Source organism: Paenibacillus macerans (assembly GCF_900454495.1).
GTDB classification, from domain to species: domain Bacteria; phylum Bacillota; class Bacilli; order Paenibacillales; family Paenibacillaceae; genus Fontibacillus; species Fontibacillus macerans.
Genome location: NZ_UGSI01000001.1, coordinates 1,070,984 through 1,094,372 on the forward strand (window position 1 = coordinate 1,070,984; position 23,389 = coordinate 1,094,372).

A 23,389-nucleotide genomic window follows, 5' to 3' on the forward strand; every position below is an offset into this window, starting at 1 on the left:
AGATGTACGCCTGATCCATATTTTCGAGGAATTTTATAACAAATCGTGCATTTTTCTCATATCCTCTTCCATTTGAACTAGTTACTATAGAGATGTAAACAAGTTACTCAGAAGCGAATGGGAGGGGTTCATCCATGTTGAAATGGAAGCGTTTACTGGTTTCGCTGATGGCGCTTTCCCTCGTCGGGATGCTTGCGGCATGCGGCGGCGGTGGAAAGCCGGGCGGAGCCAACGGAGAAACGGCCGGTGCGGGGAGCGCATCGGGGGCGGGAGGAGACGGACAAATCAAGCTGCGCATGATGTGGTGGGGATCTCAAGAACGGCATGAAGCCACGCTGGCCGCACTGGAACTGTACACGAAAAACCATCCGAACATTACGTTTGAGCCGGAATATTCCGGGATGGACGGCTATTTGGACAAATTGTCGACACAGGCGGCCGCCAAAAACGCGCCGGACATCATCCAGCTGGACCCGGGCTGGGCTCCGGACTGGGCCGGACGCAATCAATTGTCACCGCTGGATTCGGTGGACGTTGCGAAGATCGATCCGAAGCTGCTGGCCGGGGGACAGAAGGACGGAACACAGTATGCCATGCCGCTTGGTTCCGTTGCTTTCGGGTTGATTTACGACAAAGCGGCGCTGGATAAGCTGGGCATCAAAAACCCGGAAAACGGTTGGACTTGGGACGATTTCTTTGCCTTAGCCAAAGAATTCAAAGGCAAGCTGCCCAGCGGCCAATATTTCACCAAGGATTACGCGGCCAACTATTTTATGTATTCGGCATACCAATACAGCAAAGGTAAAGGCACGGTCATTACGGATGACGGCAAATTCAATGTCGACCAGGAATCGTTCCTGGAGTGGACGAAGCGGTTCGAAGAACTCCGCAAGGAAGGGCTGGTTCCGCCGGCCGATGTGAATTCCTCGGATAAAGAATTCGATCCGCAAATGGACTTGATGGTGGCCGGAAAAATCCTGTTCCGCTACAGTTTCTCCAACAACTATGGCGCATGGGACAGTCTGAAGCCGGGCGCGTATGCGCTGGTGACGATGCCGCGGGCCGAAGAAGCGGGCGGATGGCTGAAGCCGTCGATGTATCTGGCCGTTTCGGAAAACTCCAAGTATAAGGAAGAAGCCGAGAAATTCATCGACTGGTTTGTGAATGATCCGGAAGCCGCCGCGATCCTGAAAACTTCGCGCGGGCTGCCGGTAAACAAGGACAACGCGACGGCGCTGGAAGAGAGTATGAGCGATGTTGACAAGGTCGGTATGGGGCTGCTGCGCGCCACGGAGCAGGACGGGCAGACCTGGACGGCCGGCCCGGGCGGCTGGACCAACTATATCGACAAGGATTGGCCGCTCGTTCACGATCAGCTGAGCTTTAACAAAATCACGCCGGAAGAAGCCTACAAACAGCTGAAGGAAGCTGCGCTGGCTTACGAGTGATACTGTACATGTTGGGCTAGCCCGGAACGAATTTTTGGTTCCGGGCCAGGCATGTTCCAGGAAAGGGAGGGTGCTATGGCTATACGGATTCGGGATGTGATCGGCAAATTGACGGAGGAAGGCGGGGCGCTTGGCGAGGAATCAGTCGACAGACTGGAAACGGGGAATTTCTTGGCCGAAGTCGAGGCGATAGCGACAGCGTTTATGGCGTCGCAGCAGGTGCTCGAGCGGGCGGTGGCCTTGGGGGTGAACCTGCTGATCACGCACGAAGGGTTGTTTTACAGCCATCGCCCGGGCAAGCAGCCAGCGGCTAATGACCCGGTCGTCCGGCAAAAACGGCGGCTGATCGAGGAGTCGGGGATTGCGGTTTACCGTTTCCATGACGGCATACACCGCTATGAGCCGGACGGGATAATGGCGGGGTTCGTGGAAGAGGCCGGCTGGGAAGCTTACGTCAAGGAATATCAACCCGCGGCAGCCATATTGGAGCTTCCCCCGACCCCGCTAGCCGATATCGCGCAGCATTTAAGAACCAAGCTGGAGGCGCCGTTTGTCCGCTTTGTCGGCGACGCCCGGACGGTGTGCTCGCGCGTCGGGCTGCTCGTAGGCTACCGGGGCGGCGGAGAGCTGGCGATTCCGCTGTTTGCCGAGCGCGGCGTGGACCTGGTCGTAGCCGGGGAAGGCCCGGAATGGGAGACGCCGGAATACGTGCGGGATGCGGCGCATCAGGGGCTGAACCGGGCGCTGCTCGTGCTGGGCCACGGTCCGAGCGAAGCCCCGGGCATGAAATACCTCGCCAAGCGTCTTCAGGCTGCTTTTCCGTCCGTGCCCGTGCATTTTTTGGCGGATCAGCCGCTTTTTCAAATCATAGGATAGGAGGAGTTTTACGTGAGTAACAATCCGGCGTTGTCGGAACCTACCGGTTATGAAGCGTGGCTCGGTTATCGCCGGGCAGCCTCGGGAAGCCGGGTTGAGGAATATGCCGCCTATACAAGCATTCTCGTTGAAGCCAAGGATGACATCCTGCAAAATGCCGCCGCCGAACTTGTCCGGGGGATGGAGGGGATCGCGGGCTCCGCGCCTCAGATTGCTGATGAAGCAGGAGATCAAGCTTCCATCGTGCTGGGCGTATTTGGACGCGGCGGCGCGGTGGACCAAGCGTTTGCGGACGCCGGGGATCTGCGCTTGGGCGCGGAAGGATATGCGATCCGCTCCGTTTCCGGCGGAAAGCGGATCGTCATTGGGGCGGAGGCGTCCGCCGGCGTATTGTACGGCGTGTTCCATTTGCTGCGGCTCATGGGCACAGGCGCCGCCATCGGCGGTCTGGATATCCGGGAGCGTCCCGCGGGGAGGCTGCGCATGATCAACCAGTGGGACAATATCGACGGCTCGATCGAACGCGGTTATGCCGGGGATTCGATCTTTTACGCGGGCGGCAAAATCACCTCGGATTTGGGGCGAATTCGCGATTACGCCAGGCTTCTGGCATCCGTCGGGGTGAACGCGCTAGCGATCAACAACGTAAATGTGCACCGTCTGGAAACGATGCTGATCACGGAGGCGTATCTGCCGGAGGTGGCCGGGCTTGCCGGGATCTTCCGCGGTTACGGGATCAAGCTGTTCCTCAGCGTCAATTACGCGGCGCCGCTGGAAATCGGCGGCCTGCCTACGGCGGACCCGTTGGATCCTGAGGTTCGGCGGTGGTGGCGTTACAGGGCGGCGGAGATTAACCGGTATATCCCCGATTTCGGCGGTTTTCTCGTCAAAGCCGACTCGGAGAACCGGCCCGGGCCGTTCACTTACGGCCGCGATCACGCGGACGGCGCCAATATGCTGGCCGAAGCGCTGGAGCCGTATGGAGGCGTTGTCATTTGGCGCTGCTTCGTGTACAACTGCAAGCAGGATTGGCGCGACCGGAAGACGGACCGGGCCAGGGCGGCGTACGATCATTTTGTGCCGCTGGACGGCCGTTTCCATGAAAACGTCATCCTGCAGGTGAAAAACGGGCCGATCGATTTTCAGGTGCGGGAGCCCGTGTCGCCGCTCCTCGGCGCAATGCCGGCCACGAACCAGATGATCGAGTTTCAGATTACCCAGGAATATACCGGACAGCAGCGGCATGTGTGCTATTTGGTGCCGCAATGGAAGGAAGTGCTGGAATTTGATACGTATTTCCAGGGGAAGGGCACGCCCGTGAGACGCATCGTCGACGGTTCGGCGCACGGGAACCGATATGGCGGCTTCGCGGCCGTGTCCAACATTGGGGACGACGCCAACTGGACCGGACATTTGCTGGCTCAGGCCAATCTGTACGGATACGGCCGGCTCGCCTGGAATCCGGAGCTGACTGCGGAGCAAATCGCCGAGGAGTGGATCCGCCTGACGTTTGGGGACGGCGAGCGTACGGTTCGGACGATTCTCGGCATCCTGCTTGATTCCCTTAATATTTACGAATCCTATACGGCGCCGCTCGGCATCGGGTTTATGGTCAATCCCGGCCATCATTACGGACCCAACGTCGACGGTTATGAGTATTCGCTGTGGGGGACGTACCATTTTGCCGATTGCCATGGGATTGGCGTGGACCGGACCAAAGCGACGGGAACGGGTTATACGGCCCAATACGCCGAGCCCAATTTTAGGCGTTACGAATCTTTGGAGAGCTGTCCGGATGAACTGCTGCTGTTTTTCCATCACGTTCCTTACACCCATGTCCTCCATTCCGGCAAAACGGTCATCCAGCACATCTACGACACGCATTTCGCTGGCGCGGAGCGCGCCGCCCGGCTGCAAGAAGCCTGGTCCAGCCTGGCCGGCCTGATCCCCGATTCGCTGTACAAGCAGGTTGCGGACCGGCTGGCGGAGCAGGCGGAACATGCTAAGGAATGGCGGGATCAGATCAACACGTATTTCTACCGCAAAAGCGGGATCCCCGACGAACGGGGCAGACGGATTTATTAATTTAGGAAACCAAGATCGTCATTGTACGATTCAATTTCATTTACGGACTTATTTCGGAGGGATGGGAAGCCATTCCTCTTTTTTCGTTGGCGCGTTTTGTATGCCTCTCATTGGAATTATCCAATAGAGCTTCAGAATGGTAACTTCCGCTGCTGGCTAGATTGGATTTTTCCAATAGATTCGGAACGAAAGCCGGCAAAAGTGCCGAACTGCTGCAAATCTATTGGATTTTTCCAATCAACGTACTATCGGAGCCGCTAATCAAGCCAATCTATTGGATTTTTCCAACGTGGGGAACACGGGTTAAGCCGGCAAAAGAGCAAGCAGTTAAAAAAAATTGAAACTGAACCGTCCAGACGGTATAGTATATTCGGAGGTGATTTCATGGACGGCTCAAAAAAAGCTTCCAAACGGAACGCGATATTACAGGCTGCCGCAAAAGTGGCTAGAGAAAGCGGCGTTGAGCATCTAACCCTGGATGCCGTCGCCCAAGAAGCTGGAGTCAGCAAAGGCGGCCTGCTTTATCATTTCCCGAACAAGGAGGAATTGATCTCGGGCATGGTCAAGCAATTTTCCGATGACTTCGTCGGCAGCGTCAGGACCCGGGCGGACAAGGACCCGAGTGAAAAAGGGAAGTGGATCAGAGCCTATATGGAGACAACCCATGATTCGATAAAACACGAAAACGGCATGTCGATCGCGCTCTCCACCGCGCTTTTCACCAATCCGCATCTTTTGCGGGAAATGCAGGCCGAATACCGGGAGCTCCAAAAAAGCATCGAAAATGACGGATTGGATCCCGTGGTTTCGACACTCTTCAGACTTGCCGCCGACGGTCTGTGGTTTGCCGAAATGTTTGGATTTGCCCCGCCGGATCAAGCATTAAAAGAAAAGGTGCTCCGCTATATCGCAAACAGGATCGAGGAGGAAAAATAGTGGCTTATTTATTTCTGATGATATCTATCGCCAGCGAACTGATCGGAACTTCAATGCTTAAAGCTTCCCAAGGATTTACCAAATTAGCGCCTTCGATCATCACGGTCGCGGCCTTCGTTTGCGCCTTTTATTTTTTGTCGCTGTCGCTCAAAACGATTCCGCTTAATGCCGCTTACGCCATTTGGTCCGGGCTCGGTTCCGTATTGACGGTCATCATCTCCGTACTCATTTGGAAGGAGAAGATCAATGCCGGCAGTATTGTCGGTATCGCTTTGATTATTGCCGGGGTGGTGATCCTCCAGATGCTTGGTCCCGGACACGGTTCGTCAAATGACGAAGCGAAACAGGAAGCAGCTATAGTTCAAAAAGAATAAATTCGACCGACACCGCCACAGCGGGACAAAACAGAAGGGGGCAATCTCGCCTTAACCCAGCAATCTAAAAATTGGCCTTTAGAATAGCGGCATTTGATGCACTTATTATCAGGAACCCCATCATGTTTAATTCATTAGCGGCATTTGATGCACTTATTTTCCGATGACTGGACCAGAACGCTGGATTTTCCAAAGGATTCGGGAAAATAGCGGCATCAATGCCCTCTATTTCTTTCAAGTGGGGGGATATCGCCGGAATAAGGACATTTTTTGCACCTATGTTGTGCGCTTCTGGAGTTTCTTCTAAGTCAGCCTGGCCCGCCGCTTTAGTTTTTAGCGGGTTGTCCCCTTTTTTCGTGATATTTTAAAAGAAATCGAGGATTCCTCTTCTACAAGCGCTTTCATGCTCACCTTATACTTGAATTAAATCAAGAAACAAGATTGAACGAACAGAGGTGAGCAAGCATGAAAAGTTCCCCAGCCGTTGCCGCAACCGACGCGCCCAAGCCCATCGCCAAAAAGCGCCGGGCCAAGCCGAAGAAATGGAATGCCCCGGTCGCCGGCTATTTGTTTATTTCGCCATGGCTGCTCGGTTTTATCGGCCTGACGGCGTATCCGCTTTTTTTGTCGCTATACTATTCATTTACCGACTATACCTTGATGGAGCCAATCAATTGGGTCGGCACCCGCAACTATGAACTGATCTTCACCGCGGACTCCAAATTCGTCAACTCCGTAAAGGTGACATTCCTGTACGTCCTGGCGTCGGTTCCCTTAAAGCTGATCGCCGCGCTGCTCGTGGCGATGATCTTGAACAAGGCGGTCCGGGGCATCGGCCTCTACCGGACGGCGATTTATTTCCCTTCGCTGATCGGCGGGAGCATCGCGGTGTCGCTTTTGTGGCGCAACATTTTCGGCGTGGACGGCATCTTCAACAAAATCATCGCCGTGTTCGGGATCGAGGGCAAAGGGTGGATCACCAGTCCCGACACCGCGCTCAGCACGCTGGTGCTGCTGACCGTATGGCAGTTCGGCTCCTCGATGGTCATTTTCCTGGCCGGTTTGAAGCAGATTCCAAACGACTTGTACGAGGCTTCGGCGGTGGACGGCGCCGGCCGGTTCCGCCAGTTCTTCAACATCACGCTGCCGATGCTGTCGCCGGTTCTCTATTTCAACCTGATCATGGGCGTGATCAACGCCTTCCAAATGTTTACATCGGCGTTTGTCATCACGAACGGCGGGCCGATGAACTCGACTTACGTGTATGCCCTATACCTTTACGAACGGGCGTTTAGCCGCTATCAGCTCGGTTATTCCTCGGCGCTCGCCTGGATCATGCTGGCTATGATCGTGGTCGCCACGCTGATCATCGCCGGCAGCTCGAAATATTGGGTGTTCTACGAAACGGAGACGGAAGGGAGAAAAGGCAGATGACGTTCAAATGGAAGCCGCTGATCCGGCACGCGTTTATGATTATGTTCAGCCTCGTTATGATTTATCCGGTGCTTTGGTGGATCGGCGCCTCGCTCAAAACGAACAGCGAGCTGGCTTCGCCGAATATTTTCCCGTCGGCGCCGCAGTGGAGCAATTTCGTCAAGGGGTGGAACTCGGTTCCGGGCCATTCCTTTAGCGACTTTTATCTCAATACCTTTGGCCTTGAGCTGGCTGTGATGGCCGCCACGCTCGTGTCCAGCACGCTGGTGGCGTTTGGCTTCGGGAGGCTGAATTTTCCGCTGAAAAACCTCTGGTTCTCCCTGTTCATGCTGACGCTGATGATGCCCGGACAAGTGCTGATCATCCCGCAGTACGCCTTGTTTCATCAGCTCGGTTGGGTCAATACGTATTGGCCGTTTATCGTGCCCCATATGCTGGCGGGCGGCGCGGGCGGAACGTTTTTCGTATTCCTGCTGATCCAGTTCGTGCGCGGCATTCCCAAGGAGCTCGACGAATCGGCCAAGATCGACGGCTGCTCCTGGTTCGGAATCTACCTGCGCGTGGTGATGCCGCTGATGAAACCGGCGATCGTCACGGTGATGATTTTCTGCTTCCTGTGGAATTGGGACGATTTCCTCGGCCATCTGCTGTACTTGAACTCGGTCGACAAATATACGGTCAGCCTGGCGCTGCGAATGATCAACGATTCCCAGTCGGCGCAGGAGTGGGGGCAGCTATTGGCGATGTCGCTCGTTTCCATCGTTCCGGCCACCGTCATCTTTATGTTTCTGCAAAAATATTTCGTCGAGGGGATTGCCACGACCGGAATAAAGGGATAAGGGCGGCTTGCGGCAAATTAAATAACGGTAAAGCGTGAAATAACGTTTCGCGGCTTTACCGTTTTTTGCCTTGACTTGAAGGGAGTGCAGCTAAAGAATGACCAATCCTTTTAAAAAATACCGCATCGACAGTCTCTTTTTCCGCAGCTTTGCCGTGCTTATGATCCTTGTGCTGCTGTGCATCGCCTGGGCTAGCTACCGCATCTCCTCCAATTCGCTGGTGCGGACGAGCTCGCACTACCAGCAGTTGCTGCTCGACGAACTAAACAACGAAATCTCGACCCGGCTGGTGATGATCGAGCAGATCTCCTTGTCGACTTCCCGTGACAACGAGCTGATCACGTTTCTGCGGGACCGTCAGGACGAATACGACCGCTACCGCAGATCGCTGAGCGTAGAGCATGCGCTCGCCAACCTGACTTATTCGATCCCGCTGATCCAGGGCATCGATTTATATATGCAGCGCCCGCTGCGGGGCGACGCCAACAGCTATATCCAATTCCGCAGCCTAGACGATTTGGCGGGTCAGGACTTCTCCAAGGCGCTAGCCAACAACGATTTTGCCTGGTCCGGAAAACACGAAATCCCCAGCTTTCAAGGCGATGTGCCGGTGCTCAGCTTTGCCCGCAAAATCGTCGAGGAGGACAAATACCTGGGCGTGCTGGTGGTTCACGTCAAGGCCCGGGAAATCGAGAAGCTGCTGGCCGGACCTTCCGCCGCGGCCAACCGGATGATGATCGACACGCTGGGGGAGCAGACGCTGGAAATCGGGCAAACGCCAAGGTCCGCCGAGTTGTCCAGGTGGATCGACGTCAAAAGCGAGCGGTCCGGCTACGTGCATATCCGGGGCGGCGAAGGGCTCGGCGATTCCTTGCTCGTTTATTCCAAACCGGCCGATTCCCATTGGATGCTCGTGGAAATTACCGATTGGAGCGATATTACCAGCAGCAGTTTCGGGCTCGCGCTCGTGATCGGGCTGATCGGGATCGGCGCGATGCTATTGGTGCTGCTGCTGACGCATTATTTGAGCCGGCAGTTTACCAAGCCGATCAAGCAGCTGGTGGCGGCGATGCGGCTGTATTTTGTGGACGGCAACAATGTCGAGCTGCCCGGCGATTATGAAAATGAATTCGGCTATCTGTTTTCCGGTTACCGCAAACAAAACGAGCGGATCGAGGAGCTGTACCGTTCCTTGCAGCGGCGTTACGAGCAGCAGCGCAAAGCGGAAATCGAAGCGCTGCAGGCTAACATCAACCCGCATTTTCTCTACAATATGCTGGATCAGCTGAACTGGATGGCCATCGAGGCCGGCCAGGATGAGCTGAGCCGGATTCTCGAGCTGATGGGGCGCATGTTCCGCATCGGCTTGTCCAACGGCGACAGCTTCATCACGGTTAGCGAGGAACTGGAGCATATCCGCTGCTATCTGGAAATTCAGCAGCTCCGCTGGCAGGCGGGCGGCGGAGAGCTGACGTACGACATCCATGCGCCTTATCCGCTTCAAGAGCTGTTTCTGCCGAAGCTGACGCTGCAGCCTTTCGTCGAAAACGCCATCGTGCACGGATTTAACGCGCGGAGCGAGGGGCATATTGCGATTGCGCTGGAGGATCGGCCGCAGCAGATCCGGATCGTGATCGAAGACAACGGCAGCGGCCTGAAGCCTTCGGCGGACCGGAGGCCCAAGCGGCGCACCGGGGGCTATGGCATCCGCAACGTGAAGGAGCGGATCGCCGGGTACTTTGAAGGCGCTTACGGCGTGGAGCTGTCCGACCGGGAGGAAGGAGGAACCCGCGTCGTCATTACACTGCCCCGTCTTCAGGAGCCGCCGGTTCCGCCTGTCCATGATCCGTTTGAAATCGCCGAAAGCATCGAACCGGCAAGCGGTGAAAATTCATCCTGGAAACAAGCTGAAGGAGGCTACTAAAAATGTGGAAAATCGCCATCATCGATGATGAACGCCAGGTGCTGCAGGGCATGAAGCGGGCCATCCCGTGGGAGCAACTGGGAGCGCAGTGGGTGGGTGAGGCTTTGAACGGCGAGGAAGGCTTAAACGTGGTGCGCGCTACCGAGCCGGACATCGTCATCACGGATCTTTATATGCCGTCGATGAGCGGAATCGATATGATCGAGCAGCTGCGCAAGGAGGGTTACCCCGGAAAATTTGTTATTTTCAGCGGGTATTCCGATTTTGAGCATGCCCGGCAAGCGCTGCGGTTTAATGTCAGCGACTACGTATCGAAGCCGATCAGCGTGCCTACGCTTAAAACGATTTTGTCCAAAGTGATCGGGGAACTGGCCCGGGAGAGGGAACAACAGCAAAAACAAGGGGAAATGGAACAAAAACTGAGCTTGTACGAGCCTTTCGTCGAAAAAGAATGGGTCAGATCGGCGGCGGCGGGGACGCTGGACCTTTTTTACCGCGAAGCAGGGCGGCTGCCGGAGCCATACCGTTATTGGTCCGAGGTCGGCCACGTCGCGGTTGCCGTTGACTTGGTGCGCGACGAACGCGCCAACTCGGCGGGCCTGTCGGATTGGAACCTGTTCCGCTTCGCCATCAGCAACATTACCGGCGAGGTCGCCCGGAAGATGTTTTCGCGGATAGAGTATACCGAGCTGCACAGTACGCGTGCGGTGCTGCTCGTTCATCCGCAGCCGGAAGAACCGGAAGAGCGGCTTGCGGCGAAGCTGGCCGAGCTGGGGAGAAATCTGATCGACGCCGTCAAAAGCTGCCTGAAGCTGGTCATTCTCGTCGGGATCGGCGGCTTGAAGCGGCAGTGGCTGGAGATTCCCGATTCCACGGAAGAAGCGTTCCGGGCCATCGATTTGCGGACGGGCCGAACGGAACCCGGTTATTATTTGTATATGTACAAAAAGGAGGAGAGCGCGTCCCAAGGAACGGTAGAGACCCTGCCGGTTAAATTTTATGTGGAGCTGGCTTCGGCCATTAAAGCGTCGCAGGAGGAGACGGCCAAAAGGCTGGTGGCCGACTATCTGGGGCGGCTTGGGCCGCGGAAGGCCCTTACGCCCGAATACGTTCAAGTGCTGGCGAGCGAGCTGTGGGGCGTATTTACGTATTGCTTGTACGAGGCCGGCGTCGTTCTCGACGATCTCGTGCCCGGCGAGCGGATCACCAAAGAGCTGGTCGGTTTGACAAGCCTGGAGCAGCTCTCCGAGTGGCTGTCCGCCAAAATTTCCTTCATCTGCGCGAGCCGGCAGTGGCGGGGGAACAGCAAGCACAGGCAGGTCGTCGATTTTATGACCCAATACATCCATGAGCATTATGCCGAGGAAGTGACCTTGGCCGAGCTGTCGGAAAAAATATATATTTCCCGAAACCATTTGTCGATTATTTTCAAAAACATGACGGGCGAAACCTTCAACAACTATTTGACCCGGGTCCGCATCGAAAAAGCGCGGGAGCTGCTGATGGAGCGGAAGATGCTCGTTTACGAGGTGGCGGAGCGGGTCGGCTACAAAAACGTGCCTTACTTCAGCACGCTGTTCAAAAAAATGACCGGTTTGAATCCGACCGATTTCATAAAATAACCGTCTTTAGGACAATTTTAAAAAAAGATTTGACCTTCACGTTGCGTCAACGTTTATAGTGAAGTCGTCGGGAGGTGAACACATGGAATACACCGTTCAGAAACTGGGGCGTTTGGCCGGGATAAGCACGCGGACGCTGCGTTATTACGATGAGATTGGCATTCTTAAGCCGGCAAGAATGAACTCGTCGGGATACCGCATTTACGGACAAAAAGAGGTCGACCGGCTGCAGCAGATTTTGTTCTACCGCGAGCTTGGCCTTAGCCTTGAAGACATCAAGACGATTCTTTCCGACCCGTCTTTTGATGAGCTTCGCGCCCTCCGGGACCATCGTGAGCAGCTCCTTGACCAAAGAAAACGCTTGGACGCGCTGATCGCCAATGTGGAAAAAACGATTGACGCGCGTGAAGGGAGAATAATGATGAGCAATCAGGAAAAATTCGCGGGCTTCAAAAAGCAATTGATCGAAGAAAACGAAAGAAAGTACGGCCGGGAAATCCGCCAAAAATACGGGGACGACAAGGTTGAGGAGTCCAACCGCAAGCTGCTGAACATGACCGAGGAGCAGTATGAAGAGGTGACGCGGCTGGAAAGCGAACTGAAGGAAGTCTTGGCCGCCGCGTTCAAAACGGGCGATCCGGCCGGCGAGCTGGCGCAAACAGCGGCCGACTTGCACAAGCGTTGGCTGACGTACTCTTGGAACGAATACAGCAAGGAAGCCCATGCCGGACTTGCGCAAATGTACGTGGACGATGAACGCTTTAAAGCTTATTATGATGAGCAGCAGCCGGGTACGGCCGAATTTTTGCGGGATGCGATCCGCATCTATACCGGGGTGCGGGAATAGTCCAGTGCAGCAAGTGTCGTTAAGAGCTCCGCGGCGGGATGCCGCAGGGTTCTTTTCTAGATGGGCTTTTCTAACGGTTGCTATCGCCGTTAAATCGCTGATTTTACTCGCTTGAAAAAATCTAACGGATGCAACCGGCGTTATTTGGGCTATTTTCGTCCGCTAAGGGTGATTATCGGGCAAATAGCGTCGATTACATCCGTTAGAAAATCGGATGCCCCATTTTTGCGGGAATAGCGTTTGCGGCAACCGTTAGAGTATTGCAGGAAGAAACAGCATTATATCATTTTGGGGATTTACAAGGACGGTGAAATACGGTACTATATTTCCATCGATATAGAAATATGCAGACCGGTATAGAAAGGAGGCATTGCCAATGGAGATTAGCCCGGAGACGCGCGAAGCCGTAAAAGTATATAAAGCGCTCGGAGAGCCGACGCGGCTGAATATCGTCAAACTGCTGGCAAACGAGCCGGACCAATGCTGCGTCTCGCTGGGAGAGAAGCTGAGGACCGTCGCCAACTCGACGCTATCGCATCATTTAAAGCAGTTGTTTGAGTGCGGATTGCTGGATTCGCGGAAAGAAGGCACCTTTATTTATTACAGCTTGAACCGCGAAGTGGCGGAAAAATATGCGCCATATTTGTTGAAGTAAATTTTTTTTGCTGTATATTTCTATGTTTTTAGAAATATAATAATTAACTTTAAGGAGTGGGCAAAACACCAATGTCGAATACATGGAAGATTTATATTTTGGCTTTGATTAGTTTTTTGGTGGGTACGTCGGAGTACATCATTTCGGGGATATTGGACCAGATTGCCGGGGCGCTTGACATATCCATTGGGGCGGCCGGCCAGCTGATCACCGTCTTTTCGCTGACCTATGCGATCGGGACGCCGATCTTGATGGCCTTCACCGCCGCCATGGACCGGCGCAAACTCATGCTGCTGTCGCTGGGCATATTTGTGGTTGCGAACGTCTTGTCGTTTGTGCTGCCTGGTTTCGGATGGTTTATTGCCGCCCGGGTGGTCATGGCGCTGGGAGCGGGCATGGTCGTCGTTACGGCGCTTAGCATCGCGGCGCAAATCGCCCCTGCAGGGAAACAGGCGAGTTCAATCGCCACTGTAATTATGGGCTTTACCGCTTCATTGATCGTCGGGGTTCCGCTGGGCCGGGTAATCGCTTCAAGCTTTGGCTGGAAAGCTGTGTTTGTGGGGATCGCTTTGCTTGGGATCTTGGCGATGATCGTCATTCGCTTTACGATTCCCCGGCTTCAAGGCGACAAGCCCGTACCGCTGGCGGGCCAGCTTGCCATGCTGAAAAATCCGAAAATCGCGCTGGCGCTGGCGATCACTTTCTTCTGGCTCGGCGGGTATTCGATCGCCTATACCTATATCTCGCCGTATCTTCTTCAAGTTGCGGGAATGGGTGAAGGGCTGCTGAGCACGGCTTTGCTGGCCTTCGGGATCGCCAGTCTGATCGGCTCCAAAGCGGGGGGATTCAGCGCGGACAAGAAGGGCGTCAACTTTACGTTGGCCGCCGGGATGATCATTCATATCGCTTCGCTGATTTTGCTGCCCTTCGCGGCAAATTCGCCGATCGCCGTGTTTGCGGTGCTGATGCTATGGTCATTTTCGGCTTGGACCACCGGGCCAACGCAGCAGTATAATCTCGTCACGCTGGCCCCGGAATCGTCCGGCGTCATGCTGAGCCTCAATTCATCGATGAACCAGTTGGCGATGGCGGCCGGCGCGGCCATTGGCGGCGTGGCCGTGGGCCAGGTGACGTTGACGTCGATCACCTGGTTCGGAGCGATCGGGGTGGCAATCGCGATACTTGGGGTTTGGGGGCTGGCCCGTTTGCGGCGGCAGGCGGAGCAGACCGGTTCAACTGAAGCGGGGCAGTTCGAAACGTCCGAAGCAGCACAGCTCCAAGCGGCTGAAGCAGCGGAGAAAGACGGCGGATGCCCGCAGGTCAGCGGGCAGGGCGCGTAACGCTGCGGGAAAGACGGCGAATGCCCGCAGGTCAGCGGGCAGAGTGCGTAAGCTCTGCCGTTTCGTCCGGTCCGGGCCAGGGTGCGCTTGCGCTGGGTTGGCCATTAGCCATAGATAAACAAAGCGAAAGAAGCTTCCGATTCGCGGCAGATGCGGAAAGGAAGCTTCTTTTTGCATTTGGTTCAAGGCTTGTTTTCTTAACACATTCTGATTGGAAATATCCAATAGAATGGAAAGTAAGTGAAACATACAGCGGCTTGATTGGATATTTCCAATAGATGAGGTTCAGCAGGACGCAAAACGGAAGGTTTGAGTGAATTCTATTGGATATTTCCAATGAGAGCTCCCAATAGCGTACGATTCCCGTCAATCTATTGGATTTTTCCAATGAGAGGTTAAAGTGACGGCCATTCTCCGTTCCGCAACGCAATGGGAGAACACCCATCTCCAACCTTGGGTCTGAAAGCTTACACCCAGTTGCCATTGCGGAAGACCGGCTCGATCGTGCCGTCGGCCAGTTCGCCGTCGATATCGAGCTCCGCGGAGCCGATCATGAAATCGACGTGCGTTAAGCTGACGTTGCCGCCTCTGGCCGTCAATTCCTCTTTGCTCAGCTTGGTTCCGCCCTCGATGTTGACCGGATAGGCGCTGCCGAGCGCCAAGTGGCAAGAGGCGTTCTCGTCGATGCCGGTGTTGTAAAAAATCCGCTTCAGCCGCGAAATCGGGGAATCGTGCGGAACCAGAGCAACTTCGCCGAGGCGGCGGGCGCCTTCATCGGTGCTCAGCAGGTTGGCGAGATGCTCCCGGCCGGATTCGGCGTCATATTCCACCACTTCGCCGTCCCGGAATGTCAGCTTTAAACCTTCCACCAGCTGACCGTTCAGATTCAGGGGCATCGTGCTTGCAACGGTGCCGTTTACACCGCTGCGGTGGGGCATCGAATAAATTTCTTCCGTCGGCATATTGGCCACGAAATAATTGCCCGCCGCGTTGTAGTCGCCGCCCCCCAGCCATAGATGGCCTTCGGGCAGCTCCACGGATAGATCGGTTCCTGGCGCACGATAGTGCAGGAGCTTGTAACGTTTCGCGTTCATGTATTCCTGTTTTTGTTTAAGCTCATCGATATGCTCGCGCCAGGCCGCCACCGGATCATCGCTGTAGACGCGGTTCATTTGGAAAATCGCTTCCCACATCGCCTGAATGCGCCGCTCCTCCGGCAGGTCGGTAAACACTTTATCGGCCCAGGCCCGCGTGGGCGCTTTGATCAGCGACCAGCTGATCTGATTGTTGCGGGTTTGGGCGAAATGCTTCTCGCGCGCCTTGGCGGCCGCTTTAACGGCGGCGGATACTTTGGCGGACGGGATGCCGGCCAGCAGCTCCGGATCGGGCACTTTAATCCGCAGCACCGCGCCGCCTTCCGCCCCGAACTGCTCGGCCATGTCCGCGAGCCACTGCGGATAATACGACAGCGATTCGTCCGAAGCGTTTTCGTACCTGATCCGGGTAATTTGCTCATCCTCCCAATCGACGTGAACATATTTGGCTCCGGCGTGGTAAGCCTTGGTTACGAGCAGCCGCGTGAACTCTACGGTTTCCAAGGGAGCGTAGATCATCAAGCACTGCCCGGGCTGCACGCTGACCCCGATTTTGATGACCAGTTCTGCGTATTTTTCTAGCAGGGTATCAAATGGTTCCATAGGCTGATCTCCTCCGAGTCTTAGTTTCGCTTATGTATACATGATCTATTGTAGCACTTTCTGAAGGGCGAAGGGAGGAAGCGCGAAAGGCTGGATGCTAAGCGAAGGAGGAGAACGGTAAAGCCGAAAGGGACTGGAGGCTGTGCGCTGGCAGGAAAGAGAAGGAAAGAGAAGGGAAAGCCGAAAGCGTGCCGGAAACGGGCTGACCATGAAGGAAAGCGTACCTCGCCGGAATGCACGTACCTCGCCGAAATGCGCGTGCCTTGCCGGAAAGTTCCCGCCATTTTATGCCGCCTTAATATTGCGGTGTTATCGTTAACTCAAGTCCAATTTAAATTTCAGCATCGATCATTTAAAGGAGGTCGGCCAAAAAATGCGCGTTCTTATTGCGGGCGGCGACGGTTTTTGCGGATGGCCAACGGCGCTGTATTTGTCAAAACAAGGGCATGAGGTGGCGATCATCGACAATTTGGCGAGGAGAAAATGGGATGAAGAGCTGCGCTCAAATTCTTTGACCCCGATCGCTTCGCTTCAGGCGCGAGCGGCCAAGTGGGAGGAACTCACGGGCAATACGATCAGGTATTATATTGGGGATTTGAACCACTACGACTTTTTGTGCGAGGTTATGCGCCAGGTCCGCCCGGAGGCGTTCGTGCATTTTGCCGAGCAGCGGTCGGCTCCGTATTCGATGATCGACCGGGAACACGCGGTGTTCACCCAGGTCAACAATGTAGTGGGGACGCTGAACGTGGCCTATGCGATCCGCGAACTGGCGCCGGACTGCCATTTGATCAAGCTTGGCACGATGGGAGAATACGGGACGCCGAATATCGACATTGAGGAAGGGTATATCGAGATCGAGCACAATGGGCGCAAGGACGTGCTGCCGTATCCGAAGCAGCCGGGGTCTTTTTACCATCTGTCGAAGGTGCATGACAGCCATAACCTGATGTTTATTTGCCGGATATGGGGGCTGCGGGTGACCGACCTCAATCAGGGCGTCGTTTACGGGCTGCATACGGATGAGACGCGGCTTGATCCGGTGCTGATGAACCGGTTTGATTACGACGGCGTGTTTGGCACGGCGCTAAACCGTTTTTTGATTCAGGCGGCGATCGGCCACGATTTGACCGTGTACGGGCGAGGCGGGCAAACCCGGGGTTTTCTCAATATTACGGATACGGTGCGCTGTATCGAAATTACCGTCAATCATCCGGCCGACCGCGGGGAGTTTCGCGTATTTAACCAGTTTACCGAGGAGTTTTCGGTGTTGGAGCTGGCGGAAAAGGTAAAAAAAGTGGCGGAACGGGAAGGTCATAAGACGGAAATCGCCCATTTGCCCAACCCTCGGGTTGAAAAGGAATCGCATTATTTCCACGCGAAAAATACGAAGCTGCAGCAGCTTGGCCTTACGCCGAACCTGCTGACGGACGAGGTATTGCTGGGTATTTTCGAAACCGCCCAGAAATATAAAGACCGCGTCGTTATGAGCAATGTGCTGCCCGATGTGAGCTGGGGCTAAAAGGGGGCGTACAAGCCAAATGAAAATCGCCTTCATTACCGAAACGTTTTATCCATCCACAAACGGCGTCGTCACGCGGCTGACGCAAAGCATCCGCTGGCTGGTCCGGGAAGGTCACGAAGCGCTCGTCGTCGCCCCCGATCAGGGCGTGAGCGAAGTGGAAGGGGCCCAGGTGATCGGAGTTCCGAGCTTGCGGTTTTTTCTGTACCCGAACCTGCCGCTGGCGCTGCCGAGCCGACGCGTCGGCAAGGCGCTGCAGACGTTCAAGCCGGACCTTGTTCATGTGGTGAATCCGGCCGTGCTGGGGGCAGCGGGCATATGGTATGGGCGCCGCTACCCGCTGGTCGCTTCGTATCATACCCATGTCCCGCAGTACGCCGATTTTTACAAGCTTCCCTGGCTGAAGCCGGTCCTCTGGAGATATTTGCGCCTGCTGCATAACCGTGCCGATTTGAATCTTTGCACGTCGGGGGCGGTGCAGGAAGAGCTGTTGTCACGCGGGTTCGGCAATGTCCGGCTTTGGCAGCGGGGGGTGGACACGGAGCTGTTCGGCGCCCGGCGCCGAAGCGATGAGATGCGCCGGATGCTTTCGGGCGGCGAACCGGACAAAAGGCTGCTGCTGTACGTGGGCAGATTGGCCGCGGAGAAAGAAATCGAACGTCTCCGCGACGTTCTGCTCGCCTCGGACGATTTCCGGCTGGCGATCGTGGGCGACGGACCGCACCGCGGACGGCTTGAATCCCATTTCGCCGGTACGCGGACGGTGTTTACCGGCTTTTTGCACGGGGAACAGCTGGCCCAGGCTTATGCGTCCAGCGATATTTTCGTATTCCCTTCGACGACCGAAACGCTGGGGCTCGTCCTGCTGGAGGCGATGGTTTCCGGACTTGCCGTCGTGGCGGCCGCAAGCCCGCCCAGCCGGGAGCAAATCCAGGAAGGGATCACCGGGTTTCTGTACGACCCACAAGTCCCGGGCAGTCTGGTTAACGCCATTCTCCCCTTGCAGGATGAAGAGTTGCTGCGCCGCATCGGGGACCGAGCCCGGGAAGCCGCCCTGACCCAAGGCTGGAACGAGCCGAGCCGGCAGCTGCTGGAGTTGTACCGGACGGCCATGGCAAACCCGCAGGGCGGCCGAATTTCGGGTATGGTCCGCAAAAGCGCCAAGCGGGCCAGGTAGAGGCGTTTTCTATTTGACAGCGATCGTTGGCCCGAAAGTTTTGCGGCGGTGATCGCTGTCATTTTTTTGAATGCGGGCATGTATTATGTGTATAATTCCGTGTTGACAAATTGGAATTATATGAATAATAATGGAGGTGCGCACGGTTAGGATTTTGTATAAATTTTAATATTTTTACTTCTTTATAAGATTACGGAAAGCGGGTTGTTTGAGCATGAGCTTCAGCTATTTATCGCATTTGGAATGTCCGGTTTGCGGACGAACCTGCGGGGCGGACGAGGTCCGGCAGTTATGTCCGTGCGGTGCGCCGCTGCTGGCCCGGTACCGTCTGAATGAACTCGGCAAGGATTGGACGCGCGATTCGCTGGTTGGCCGCGAAAATACGCTTTGGCGTTATCATGAATTGTTACCGGTCCTAAATCGCGAAAATATCGTCACGCTAGGGGAAGGGATGACGCCGCTGCTCGATATGCCGCGTCTGGGGCTCGATTACGGGATTTCCCGCTTGTGCATGAAGGACGAAAGCCTGGTGCCCGGCGGCAGTTTCAAAGCCCGCGGCGCGGCCGTGGGCGTCTCCAAGGCGGTGGAGCTCGGCGTACAGAAGTTGGCCATGCCGACCAACGGCAACGCCGGCGCGGCATGGGCGCTGTATGCGGCGCGGGCGGGCATTGAGGCGACGATCGTCATGCCGCAGAACGCGCCCGCGATCACGCGCAGCGAGGCGGCCCTGGCCGGCGCCAGGCTGTATCTGGTGGACGGTCTGATCAGCGATGCCGGGCAAATCGTCGCCCGGGCGGTTGCGGAGGACGGACTGTATGACGCCTCCACTCTGAAAGAGCCGTACCGGATCGAAGGCAAAAAGACGATGGGGATCGAAATCTGCGAGCAGCTGGGCTGGAAATTGCCTGATGTGATTTTGTATCCGACCGGCGGCGGCGTGGGGTTGATCGGGATTTACAAGGCGCTGCTGGAGCTGCGCGAAATCGGCTGGATCCGCGGCCGGCTGCCGCGGCTGGTGGCCGTACAAGCGGAGGGCTGCGCGCCGATCGTCAAGGCCTGGCAGGAGCGAAAAGAGCGCTCGGAATTTTGGCCGGATTCCGCAACGGCGGCGTTTGGCATCAATGTGCCGAAAGCGCTGGGTGATTTTCTGGTGCTGCGGGCGGTCTACGAGACCGCTGGGGCGGCGGTGGCCGTCAGCGACAAGGAGCTGCTGCGGGAGCAGTGGAAAATCGCCCGGCTGGAAGGAGCGTTCATCTGTCCGGAGGGAGCGGCGGCTTTCGCGGCGGCCCGCAAGCTGGCGGAGCAAGGATGGATCAAGGAGGGCGAAACGGTCGTCGTGCTGAACACGGGAGCCGGCGTCAAATATCCGGAAACGGCCCAGGTAGAGCCGCCGCTGCTTAACATCGGGGAATCTATCCCTTCCCGGCTTTCTTAATCCGGGTATACAGGCGGCATAACGGGGGAGGGGAAACGCAGCATGAAACTCGATACGGATTTTATGATTGAACATATTCCGGACTTCGTCCGCGCGGCCGGCCTTACCCTGCGGATCGGCGTCATCGCCATCGTGCTGTCGCTGGCCGTGGCCGTGCTTTACGCCATGATTCTCTATTTCAGGGTGCCGGTTCTTAGGACGCTTGTCCGCGCACATGTGGAAGTTGCCCGCAACACGCCGCTGCTGATCCAGCTGTTTTTTCTGTACTATGGCCTCCCTTCCCTCGGGATCAAGCTGCCCGGGCTGACGGTCGCCTTTATCGCCATGGCGTTTCTGGGCGGCGGTTATTTTACGGAAGTGTTCCGTTCGGGGCTGGAAGCGGTGGACAAAAATCAGGAGGAATCGGGGCTGGCCATCGGCCTGTCCCGCCGGCAGCTGTTCCGGCACATCGTGCTGCCGCAAGCGCTGCGCATCGCGATTCCGTCGCTGTTCGCCAACTTCATCTTTCTGCTGAAGGAGACGACCATCGTCTCCGCGATCGCGGTGCCCGAGCTGCTGTTCACCACGACAAGCTATATCTCTTTGTACTATAAAACGTATGAAATGCTGTTGATGATGACCTTCTGTTATTTGCTTATTTTTCTGCCGCTGTCTTTCGGGCTGAGCTGGATCGAAAGGAGGTACCGGCATGGAGCGTACGGGAATTGAACTGCTTGTCTTCAGTTTGCCGGAGCTGGGCCGCGGCGTATGGAAAACGGTTTTAATTTCGCTTTATACGATTGCGATCAGCATCGTCTGCGGCCTCGGGTTTGGAGCGCTCCGCACTTCGCGGCGCCTGTGGCTGCGGATTGCAACGCGTGCGGTGCTCGAGCTGTTTCGCAGCGTACCGGTGCTGGTCTGGCTGTTTTTCTTTTTTTTCGGCCTGCCGTTGTTTTTCGGGATCGACATTCCCGCTTTTGCTTCGGCCGTGCTGGTTTTGTCGCTTTGGGGCATGACGGAAATCGGCGAGGTGGCGCGCGGCGCGCTGCAGTCGCTGCCTAAAGGCCAGCTTGAAGCGGGCCAAGCGATCGGGCTTAATACCCGCCAGCTGTACATATATGTGCTGATCCCGCAGGCGGTGCGCCGGATGATACCTCCGAGCATCAACGTGTTCACCCGGATCGTGATGACCAGTTCGCTGACCGTGCTGGTCGGAGTTACGGAAATGATCAAATCGGGGCAGCAAATCATCGAACGGAATTACAAATACGGCCTGGCGGCGATCATCATTTACGGCGCGCTGTTTGCCTTGTATTTTCTGATTTGTTATCCGCTGTCCGTCTATTCGCGGCGGCTGGAGAAGAAGTGGGCGGAGTAGTTCAACTTAACGGAAAGGCGGGACAGGACATGGGCGAAAGCTTATTAAGCCTGGAGGGCGTCGTGAAAATTTTCGACAAACATCCGGTTCTGAACGGGATCGACCTGGAAGTGGCGCAAGGCGAAGTCGTCGTTATTCTCGGACCTAGCGGCTGCGGCAAAAGCACCCTCCTGCGATGTTTGAACGGTCTTGAACCGGTGCAGGGCGGGAGCATTCGCTTTCAGGGCGAGGACCTTACTGCGGGCAAGGCGATCTGGCAGCAGGTCCGGCAAAAGATCGGCATGGTGTTTCAGAGCTATCATCTGTTTCCCCATATGACGGTACTGGAAAATATTTTGCTGGGACCGCTGAAGGTACAAAAACGCTCAAGAGCCGAAGCGGCGGCGGAAGCGCTGCAGTTGCTGGAAAGGGTAGGCCTGGCGGACAAAAAGGACGCCTATCCGCGCCAGCTCTCCGGCGGACAGCAGCAGCGGATTGCGATTGTGCGCGCGCTGATCATGCACCCGCAGGTCATGTTGTTTGACGAGGTTACGGCCGCGCTGGATCCCGAAATGGTCAAAGAGGTGCTGGAGGTGATGCTGGATTTGGCGAAACGGGGGATGACCATGCTGATCGTCACGCACGAAATGGGTTTTGCCCGCGCCGTGGCGGACCGGATCGTGTTTATGGATCAGGGGGAAATCCGCGAAACCGCAAAGCCGGATGAATTTTTTGCGGGACCGCGAAGCGAACGGGCCAGGCAGTTTTTGGGGCAGTTTTTTGCCATCGAAACCGGAAAAGGGAGTGGAAACCTATGAAAAACTCATGGAAACGGGCATTATCTGTATTATCTTTATTGCTGCTTGCGGGGATGCTGACCGCTTGCGGCGGCGATTCCTCCGGCGCGGCCGGCGGCTCGGCGGGAGCCAAGGAGGCTTCCGGCGGCGGCATTCAGGCCATTAAAGACCGCGGCAAACTGATCGTCGGCGTATTTTCCGACAAGCCGCCTTTCGGGTTTACGGACGAACTAGGAAATTTCATCGGTTTTGACAACGATTTGGCCAAACGGTTCGCCAAGGATTTGCTCGGCGACGAAACGAAAATTGAATTCGTCACGGTCGAGCCGGCCAGCCGGATTCCTTACTTGCAAAGCGGCAAGGTGGACCTGATCGTCGCCAATATGACGGTCACGGACGAACGGGCCGAGCAGGTAGACTTCACCAACCCGACGATGAAAGTGGCGACCCAGGTGCTCGTCGCAGACAACAGCGGAATTCAAACGCTGGACGACCTGAAGGGGAAGAAAATCATCGTAACCAAGGGAACGACCGCCGATATTTTTCTGACGGAAAACCGCCCGGATATCGAACTGGTCAAATACGATAAAAACACCGAGTCTTTGCAGGCGCTGAAAGACGGACGCGGCGACGGCTACGCTCAGGACAATTTCATCTTAATCGGCTGGGCCAAGGATAACCCGGGGTTTCATCTGATCGAAGAAAAGCTGGAAAAAGAAGCGCCGATCGCTCCGGCTGTCCAAAAAGGCAACACGGAGCTGAGGGATTGGGTCAATACCGAGCTGGAAAATCTGGGGAAGGAGCAGTTCCTGCTCCAACTGTATAACAAATACGTCAAAGACGAGCTGGGGCCCGATACCGATCCCAATGAGGTCATCACGGAGGGCGGCAAGCTTTAGTCCGGTTAAACCTGCAAACCTTTTTGCAGGTTTTTTCACGTCCAGTCTTAGAACCTGGTACTATTATGTGGTATAATGAGTTGATCGAAATAACTGGCAACTTCAGTTTAAAAGGGGATAGATCAACTTGAACTATGAGCAGTGGC

Annotated in this window: 20 protein-coding genes; 19 read left to right on the forward strand and 1 reads right to left on the reverse strand. The window is 55.8% G+C overall.

The features are described 5' to 3' along the window. The first annotated feature begins 134 nt into the window (after positions 1-134). From DYE26_RS04920 to DYE26_RS04980, 12 genes are all read left to right on the forward strand, one after another. A complete protein-coding gene (locus DYE26_RS04920; RefSeq protein ID WP_036622685.1) occupies positions 135-1,448 on the forward strand; it encodes an ABC transporter substrate-binding protein in 1,314 nt (437 codons plus the stop codon). Positions 1,449-1,523: 75 nt separating this feature from the next. Beyond that, positions 1,524-2,324, forward strand: coding sequence for a Nif3-like dinuclear metal center hexameric protein (locus DYE26_RS04925; RefSeq protein ID WP_036622687.1), 801 nt, complete (start codon positions 1,524-1,526; stop codon positions 2,322-2,324). Positions 2,325-2,336: 12 nt separating this feature from the next. Next, positions 2,337-4,409, forward strand: coding sequence for an alpha-glucuronidase family glycosyl hydrolase (locus DYE26_RS04930; RefSeq protein ID WP_036622689.1), 2,073 nt, complete (start codon positions 2,337-2,339; stop codon positions 4,407-4,409). A gap of 384 nt (positions 4,410-4,793) precedes the next feature. Beyond that, positions 4,794-5,345: a TetR/AcrR family transcriptional regulator gene (locus DYE26_RS04940; protein ID WP_036622693.1), complete on the forward strand. Its 552-nt coding sequence runs from the start codon at positions 4,794-4,796 to the stop codon at positions 5,343-5,345. Beyond that, positions 5,342-5,719 carry a DMT family transporter gene (locus DYE26_RS04945; RefSeq protein ID WP_164815269.1) on the forward strand — a complete coding sequence of 126 codons (378 nt, stop codon included), beginning with the start codon at positions 5,342-5,344 and terminating at the stop codon, positions 5,717-5,719. Before DYE26_RS04940 ends, DYE26_RS04945 begins: the two co-directional genes overlap by 4 nt. 465 nt (positions 5,720-6,184) lie before the next feature. Next, complete coding sequence (locus DYE26_RS04950; protein WP_036622697.1) at positions 6,185-7,153, forward strand: carbohydrate ABC transporter permease; 969 nt, start codon at positions 6,185-6,187, stop codon at positions 7,151-7,153. Beyond that, positions 7,150-7,992 carry a carbohydrate ABC transporter permease gene (locus tag DYE26_RS04955; RefSeq protein ID WP_036622699.1) on the forward strand — a complete coding sequence of 281 codons (843 nt, stop codon included), beginning with the start codon at positions 7,150-7,152 and terminating at the stop codon, positions 7,990-7,992. Before DYE26_RS04950 ends, DYE26_RS04955 begins: the two co-directional genes overlap by 4 nt. Before the next feature lie 97 nt (positions 7,993-8,089). Then, positions 8,090-9,916 (forward strand): sensor histidine kinase, encoded by a 1,827-nt coding sequence (locus DYE26_RS04960; RefSeq protein WP_063836306.1) that lies wholly within the window; start codon positions 8,090-8,092, stop codon positions 9,914-9,916. 2 nt (positions 9,917-9,918) lie between these two features. Then, positions 9,919-11,538 carry a response regulator transcription factor gene (locus DYE26_RS04965; RefSeq protein WP_036622701.1) on the forward strand — a complete coding sequence of 540 codons (1,620 nt, stop codon included), beginning with the start codon at positions 9,919-9,921 and terminating at the stop codon, positions 11,536-11,538. Positions 11,539-11,620: 82 nt separating this feature from the next. Then, entirely contained in the window at positions 11,621-12,385 is a 765-nt protein-coding gene (locus DYE26_RS04970) for a MerR family transcriptional regulator (RefSeq protein WP_036622703.1), read from the forward strand. 376 nt (positions 12,386-12,761) lie between these two features. Then, positions 12,762-13,040 carry an ArsR/SmtB family transcription factor gene (locus tag DYE26_RS04975; RefSeq protein WP_036622705.1) on the forward strand — a complete coding sequence of 93 codons (279 nt, stop codon included), beginning with the start codon at positions 12,762-12,764 and terminating at the stop codon, positions 13,038-13,040. 71 nt (positions 13,041-13,111) lie between these two features. After that, on the forward strand, positions 13,112-14,380 hold the full coding sequence (locus tag DYE26_RS04980; protein WP_082207761.1) for an MFS transporter: 1,269 nt from the start codon (positions 13,112-13,114) through the stop codon (positions 14,378-14,380). A gap of 467 nt (positions 14,381-14,847) precedes the next feature. Here the strand turns inward: DYE26_RS04980 and DYE26_RS04985 are convergent, their stop codons facing one another. After that, positions 14,848-16,077, reverse strand: a complete 1,230-nt coding sequence (locus DYE26_RS04985; RefSeq protein WP_036622707.1) for an aminopeptidase — start codon at positions 16,075-16,077, stop codon at positions 14,848-14,850. Between the two features lie 373 nt (positions 16,078-16,450). On the opposite strand from DYE26_RS04985, the gene DYE26_RS04990 reads away from it, so the two are divergent. From DYE26_RS04990 to DYE26_RS05020, 7 genes are all read left to right on the forward strand, one after another. Further along, positions 16,451-17,599 (forward strand): NAD-dependent epimerase/dehydratase family protein, encoded by a 1,149-nt coding sequence (locus DYE26_RS04990; RefSeq protein WP_036622709.1) that lies wholly within the window; start codon positions 16,451-16,453, stop codon positions 17,597-17,599. A gap of 19 nt (positions 17,600-17,618) precedes the next feature. Then, positions 17,619-18,776 (forward strand): glycosyltransferase family 4 protein, encoded by a 1,158-nt coding sequence (locus DYE26_RS04995; protein WP_051985419.1) that lies wholly within the window; start codon positions 17,619-17,621, stop codon positions 18,774-18,776. Between the two features lie 214 nt (positions 18,777-18,990). Next, positions 18,991-20,211 (forward strand): threonine synthase, encoded by a 1,221-nt coding sequence (locus tag DYE26_RS05000; RefSeq protein ID WP_036622711.1) that lies wholly within the window; start codon positions 18,991-18,993, stop codon positions 20,209-20,211. Between the two features lie 42 nt (positions 20,212-20,253). Then, on the forward strand, positions 20,254-20,919 hold the full coding sequence (locus DYE26_RS05005) for an amino acid ABC transporter permease (RefSeq protein ID WP_036622713.1): 666 nt from the start codon (positions 20,254-20,256) through the stop codon (positions 20,917-20,919). Further along, complete coding sequence (locus DYE26_RS05010; RefSeq protein WP_036622715.1) at positions 20,900-21,568, forward strand: amino acid ABC transporter permease; 669 nt, start codon at positions 20,900-20,902, stop codon at positions 21,566-21,568. The genes DYE26_RS05005 and DYE26_RS05010 overlap by 20 nt, the downstream gene beginning before the upstream one ends. Before the next feature lie 29 nt (positions 21,569-21,597). Continuing rightward, complete coding sequence (locus DYE26_RS05015; RefSeq protein ID WP_036622718.1) at positions 21,598-22,365, forward strand: amino acid ABC transporter ATP-binding protein; 768 nt, start codon at positions 21,598-21,600, stop codon at positions 22,363-22,365. Further along, the gene (locus DYE26_RS05020; RefSeq protein ID WP_036622720.1) at positions 22,362-23,243 is read left to right on the forward strand and encodes a transporter substrate-binding domain-containing protein; all 882 of its coding nucleotides are present in this window, start codon (positions 22,362-22,364) and stop codon (positions 23,241-23,243) included. Before DYE26_RS05015 ends, DYE26_RS05020 begins: the two co-directional genes overlap by 4 nt. Positions 23,244-23,389: the final 146 nt, after the last annotated feature.

Bases quoted from the DNA above. Each gene is read 5' to 3' on its own strand.
- DYE26_RS04920 (WP_036622685.1), top strand. From the start codon at position 135: ATGTTGAAATGGAAGCGTTTACTGGTTTCGCTGATGGCGCTTTCCCTC.
- DYE26_RS04925 (WP_036622687.1), top strand. From the start codon at position 1,524: ATGGCTATACGGATTCGGGATGTGATCGGCAAATTGACGGAGGAAGGC.
- DYE26_RS04940 (WP_036622693.1), top strand. From the start codon at position 4,794: ATGGACGGCTCAAAAAAAGCTTCCAAACGGAACGCGATATTACAGGCT.
- DYE26_RS04950 (WP_036622697.1), top strand. From the start codon at position 6,185: ATGAAAAGTTCCCCAGCCGTTGCCGCAACCGACGCGCCCAAGCCCATC.
- DYE26_RS04955 (WP_036622699.1), top strand. From the start codon at position 7,150: ATGACGTTCAAATGGAAGCCGCTGATCCGGCACGCGTTTATGATTATG.
- DYE26_RS04960 (WP_063836306.1), top strand. From the start codon at position 8,090: ATGACCAATCCTTTTAAAAAATACCGCATCGACAGTCTCTTTTTCCGC.
- DYE26_RS04965 (WP_036622701.1), top strand. From the start codon at position 9,919: ATGTGGAAAATCGCCATCATCGATGATGAACGCCAGGTGCTGCAGGGC.
- DYE26_RS04970 (WP_036622703.1), top strand. From the start codon at position 11,621: ATGGAATACACCGTTCAGAAACTGGGGCGTTTGGCCGGGATAAGCACG.
- DYE26_RS04975 (WP_036622705.1), top strand. From the start codon at position 12,762: ATGGAGATTAGCCCGGAGACGCGCGAAGCCGTAAAAGTATATAAAGCG.
- DYE26_RS04980 (WP_082207761.1), top strand. From the start codon at position 13,112: ATGTCGAATACATGGAAGATTTATATTTTGGCTTTGATTAGTTTTTTG.
- DYE26_RS04985 (WP_036622707.1), bottom strand. From the start codon at position 16,077: ATGGAACCATTTGATACCCTGCTAGAAAAATACGCAGAACTGGTCATC.
- DYE26_RS04990 (WP_036622709.1), top strand. From the start codon at position 16,451: ATGCGCGTTCTTATTGCGGGCGGCGACGGTTTTTGCGGATGGCCAACG.
- DYE26_RS04995 (WP_051985419.1), top strand. From the start codon at position 17,619: ATGAAAATCGCCTTCATTACCGAAACGTTTTATCCATCCACAAACGGC.
- DYE26_RS05000 (WP_036622711.1), top strand. From the start codon at position 18,991: ATGAGCTTCAGCTATTTATCGCATTTGGAATGTCCGGTTTGCGGACGA.
- DYE26_RS05005 (WP_036622713.1), top strand. From the start codon at position 20,254: ATGAAACTCGATACGGATTTTATGATTGAACATATTCCGGACTTCGTC.
- DYE26_RS05010 (WP_036622715.1), top strand. From the start codon at position 20,900: ATGGAGCGTACGGGAATTGAACTGCTTGTCTTCAGTTTGCCGGAGCTG.
- DYE26_RS05015 (WP_036622718.1), top strand. From the start codon at position 21,598: ATGGGCGAAAGCTTATTAAGCCTGGAGGGCGTCGTGAAAATTTTCGAC.
- DYE26_RS05020 (WP_036622720.1), top strand. From the start codon at position 22,362: ATGAAAAACTCATGGAAACGGGCATTATCTGTATTATCTTTATTGCTG.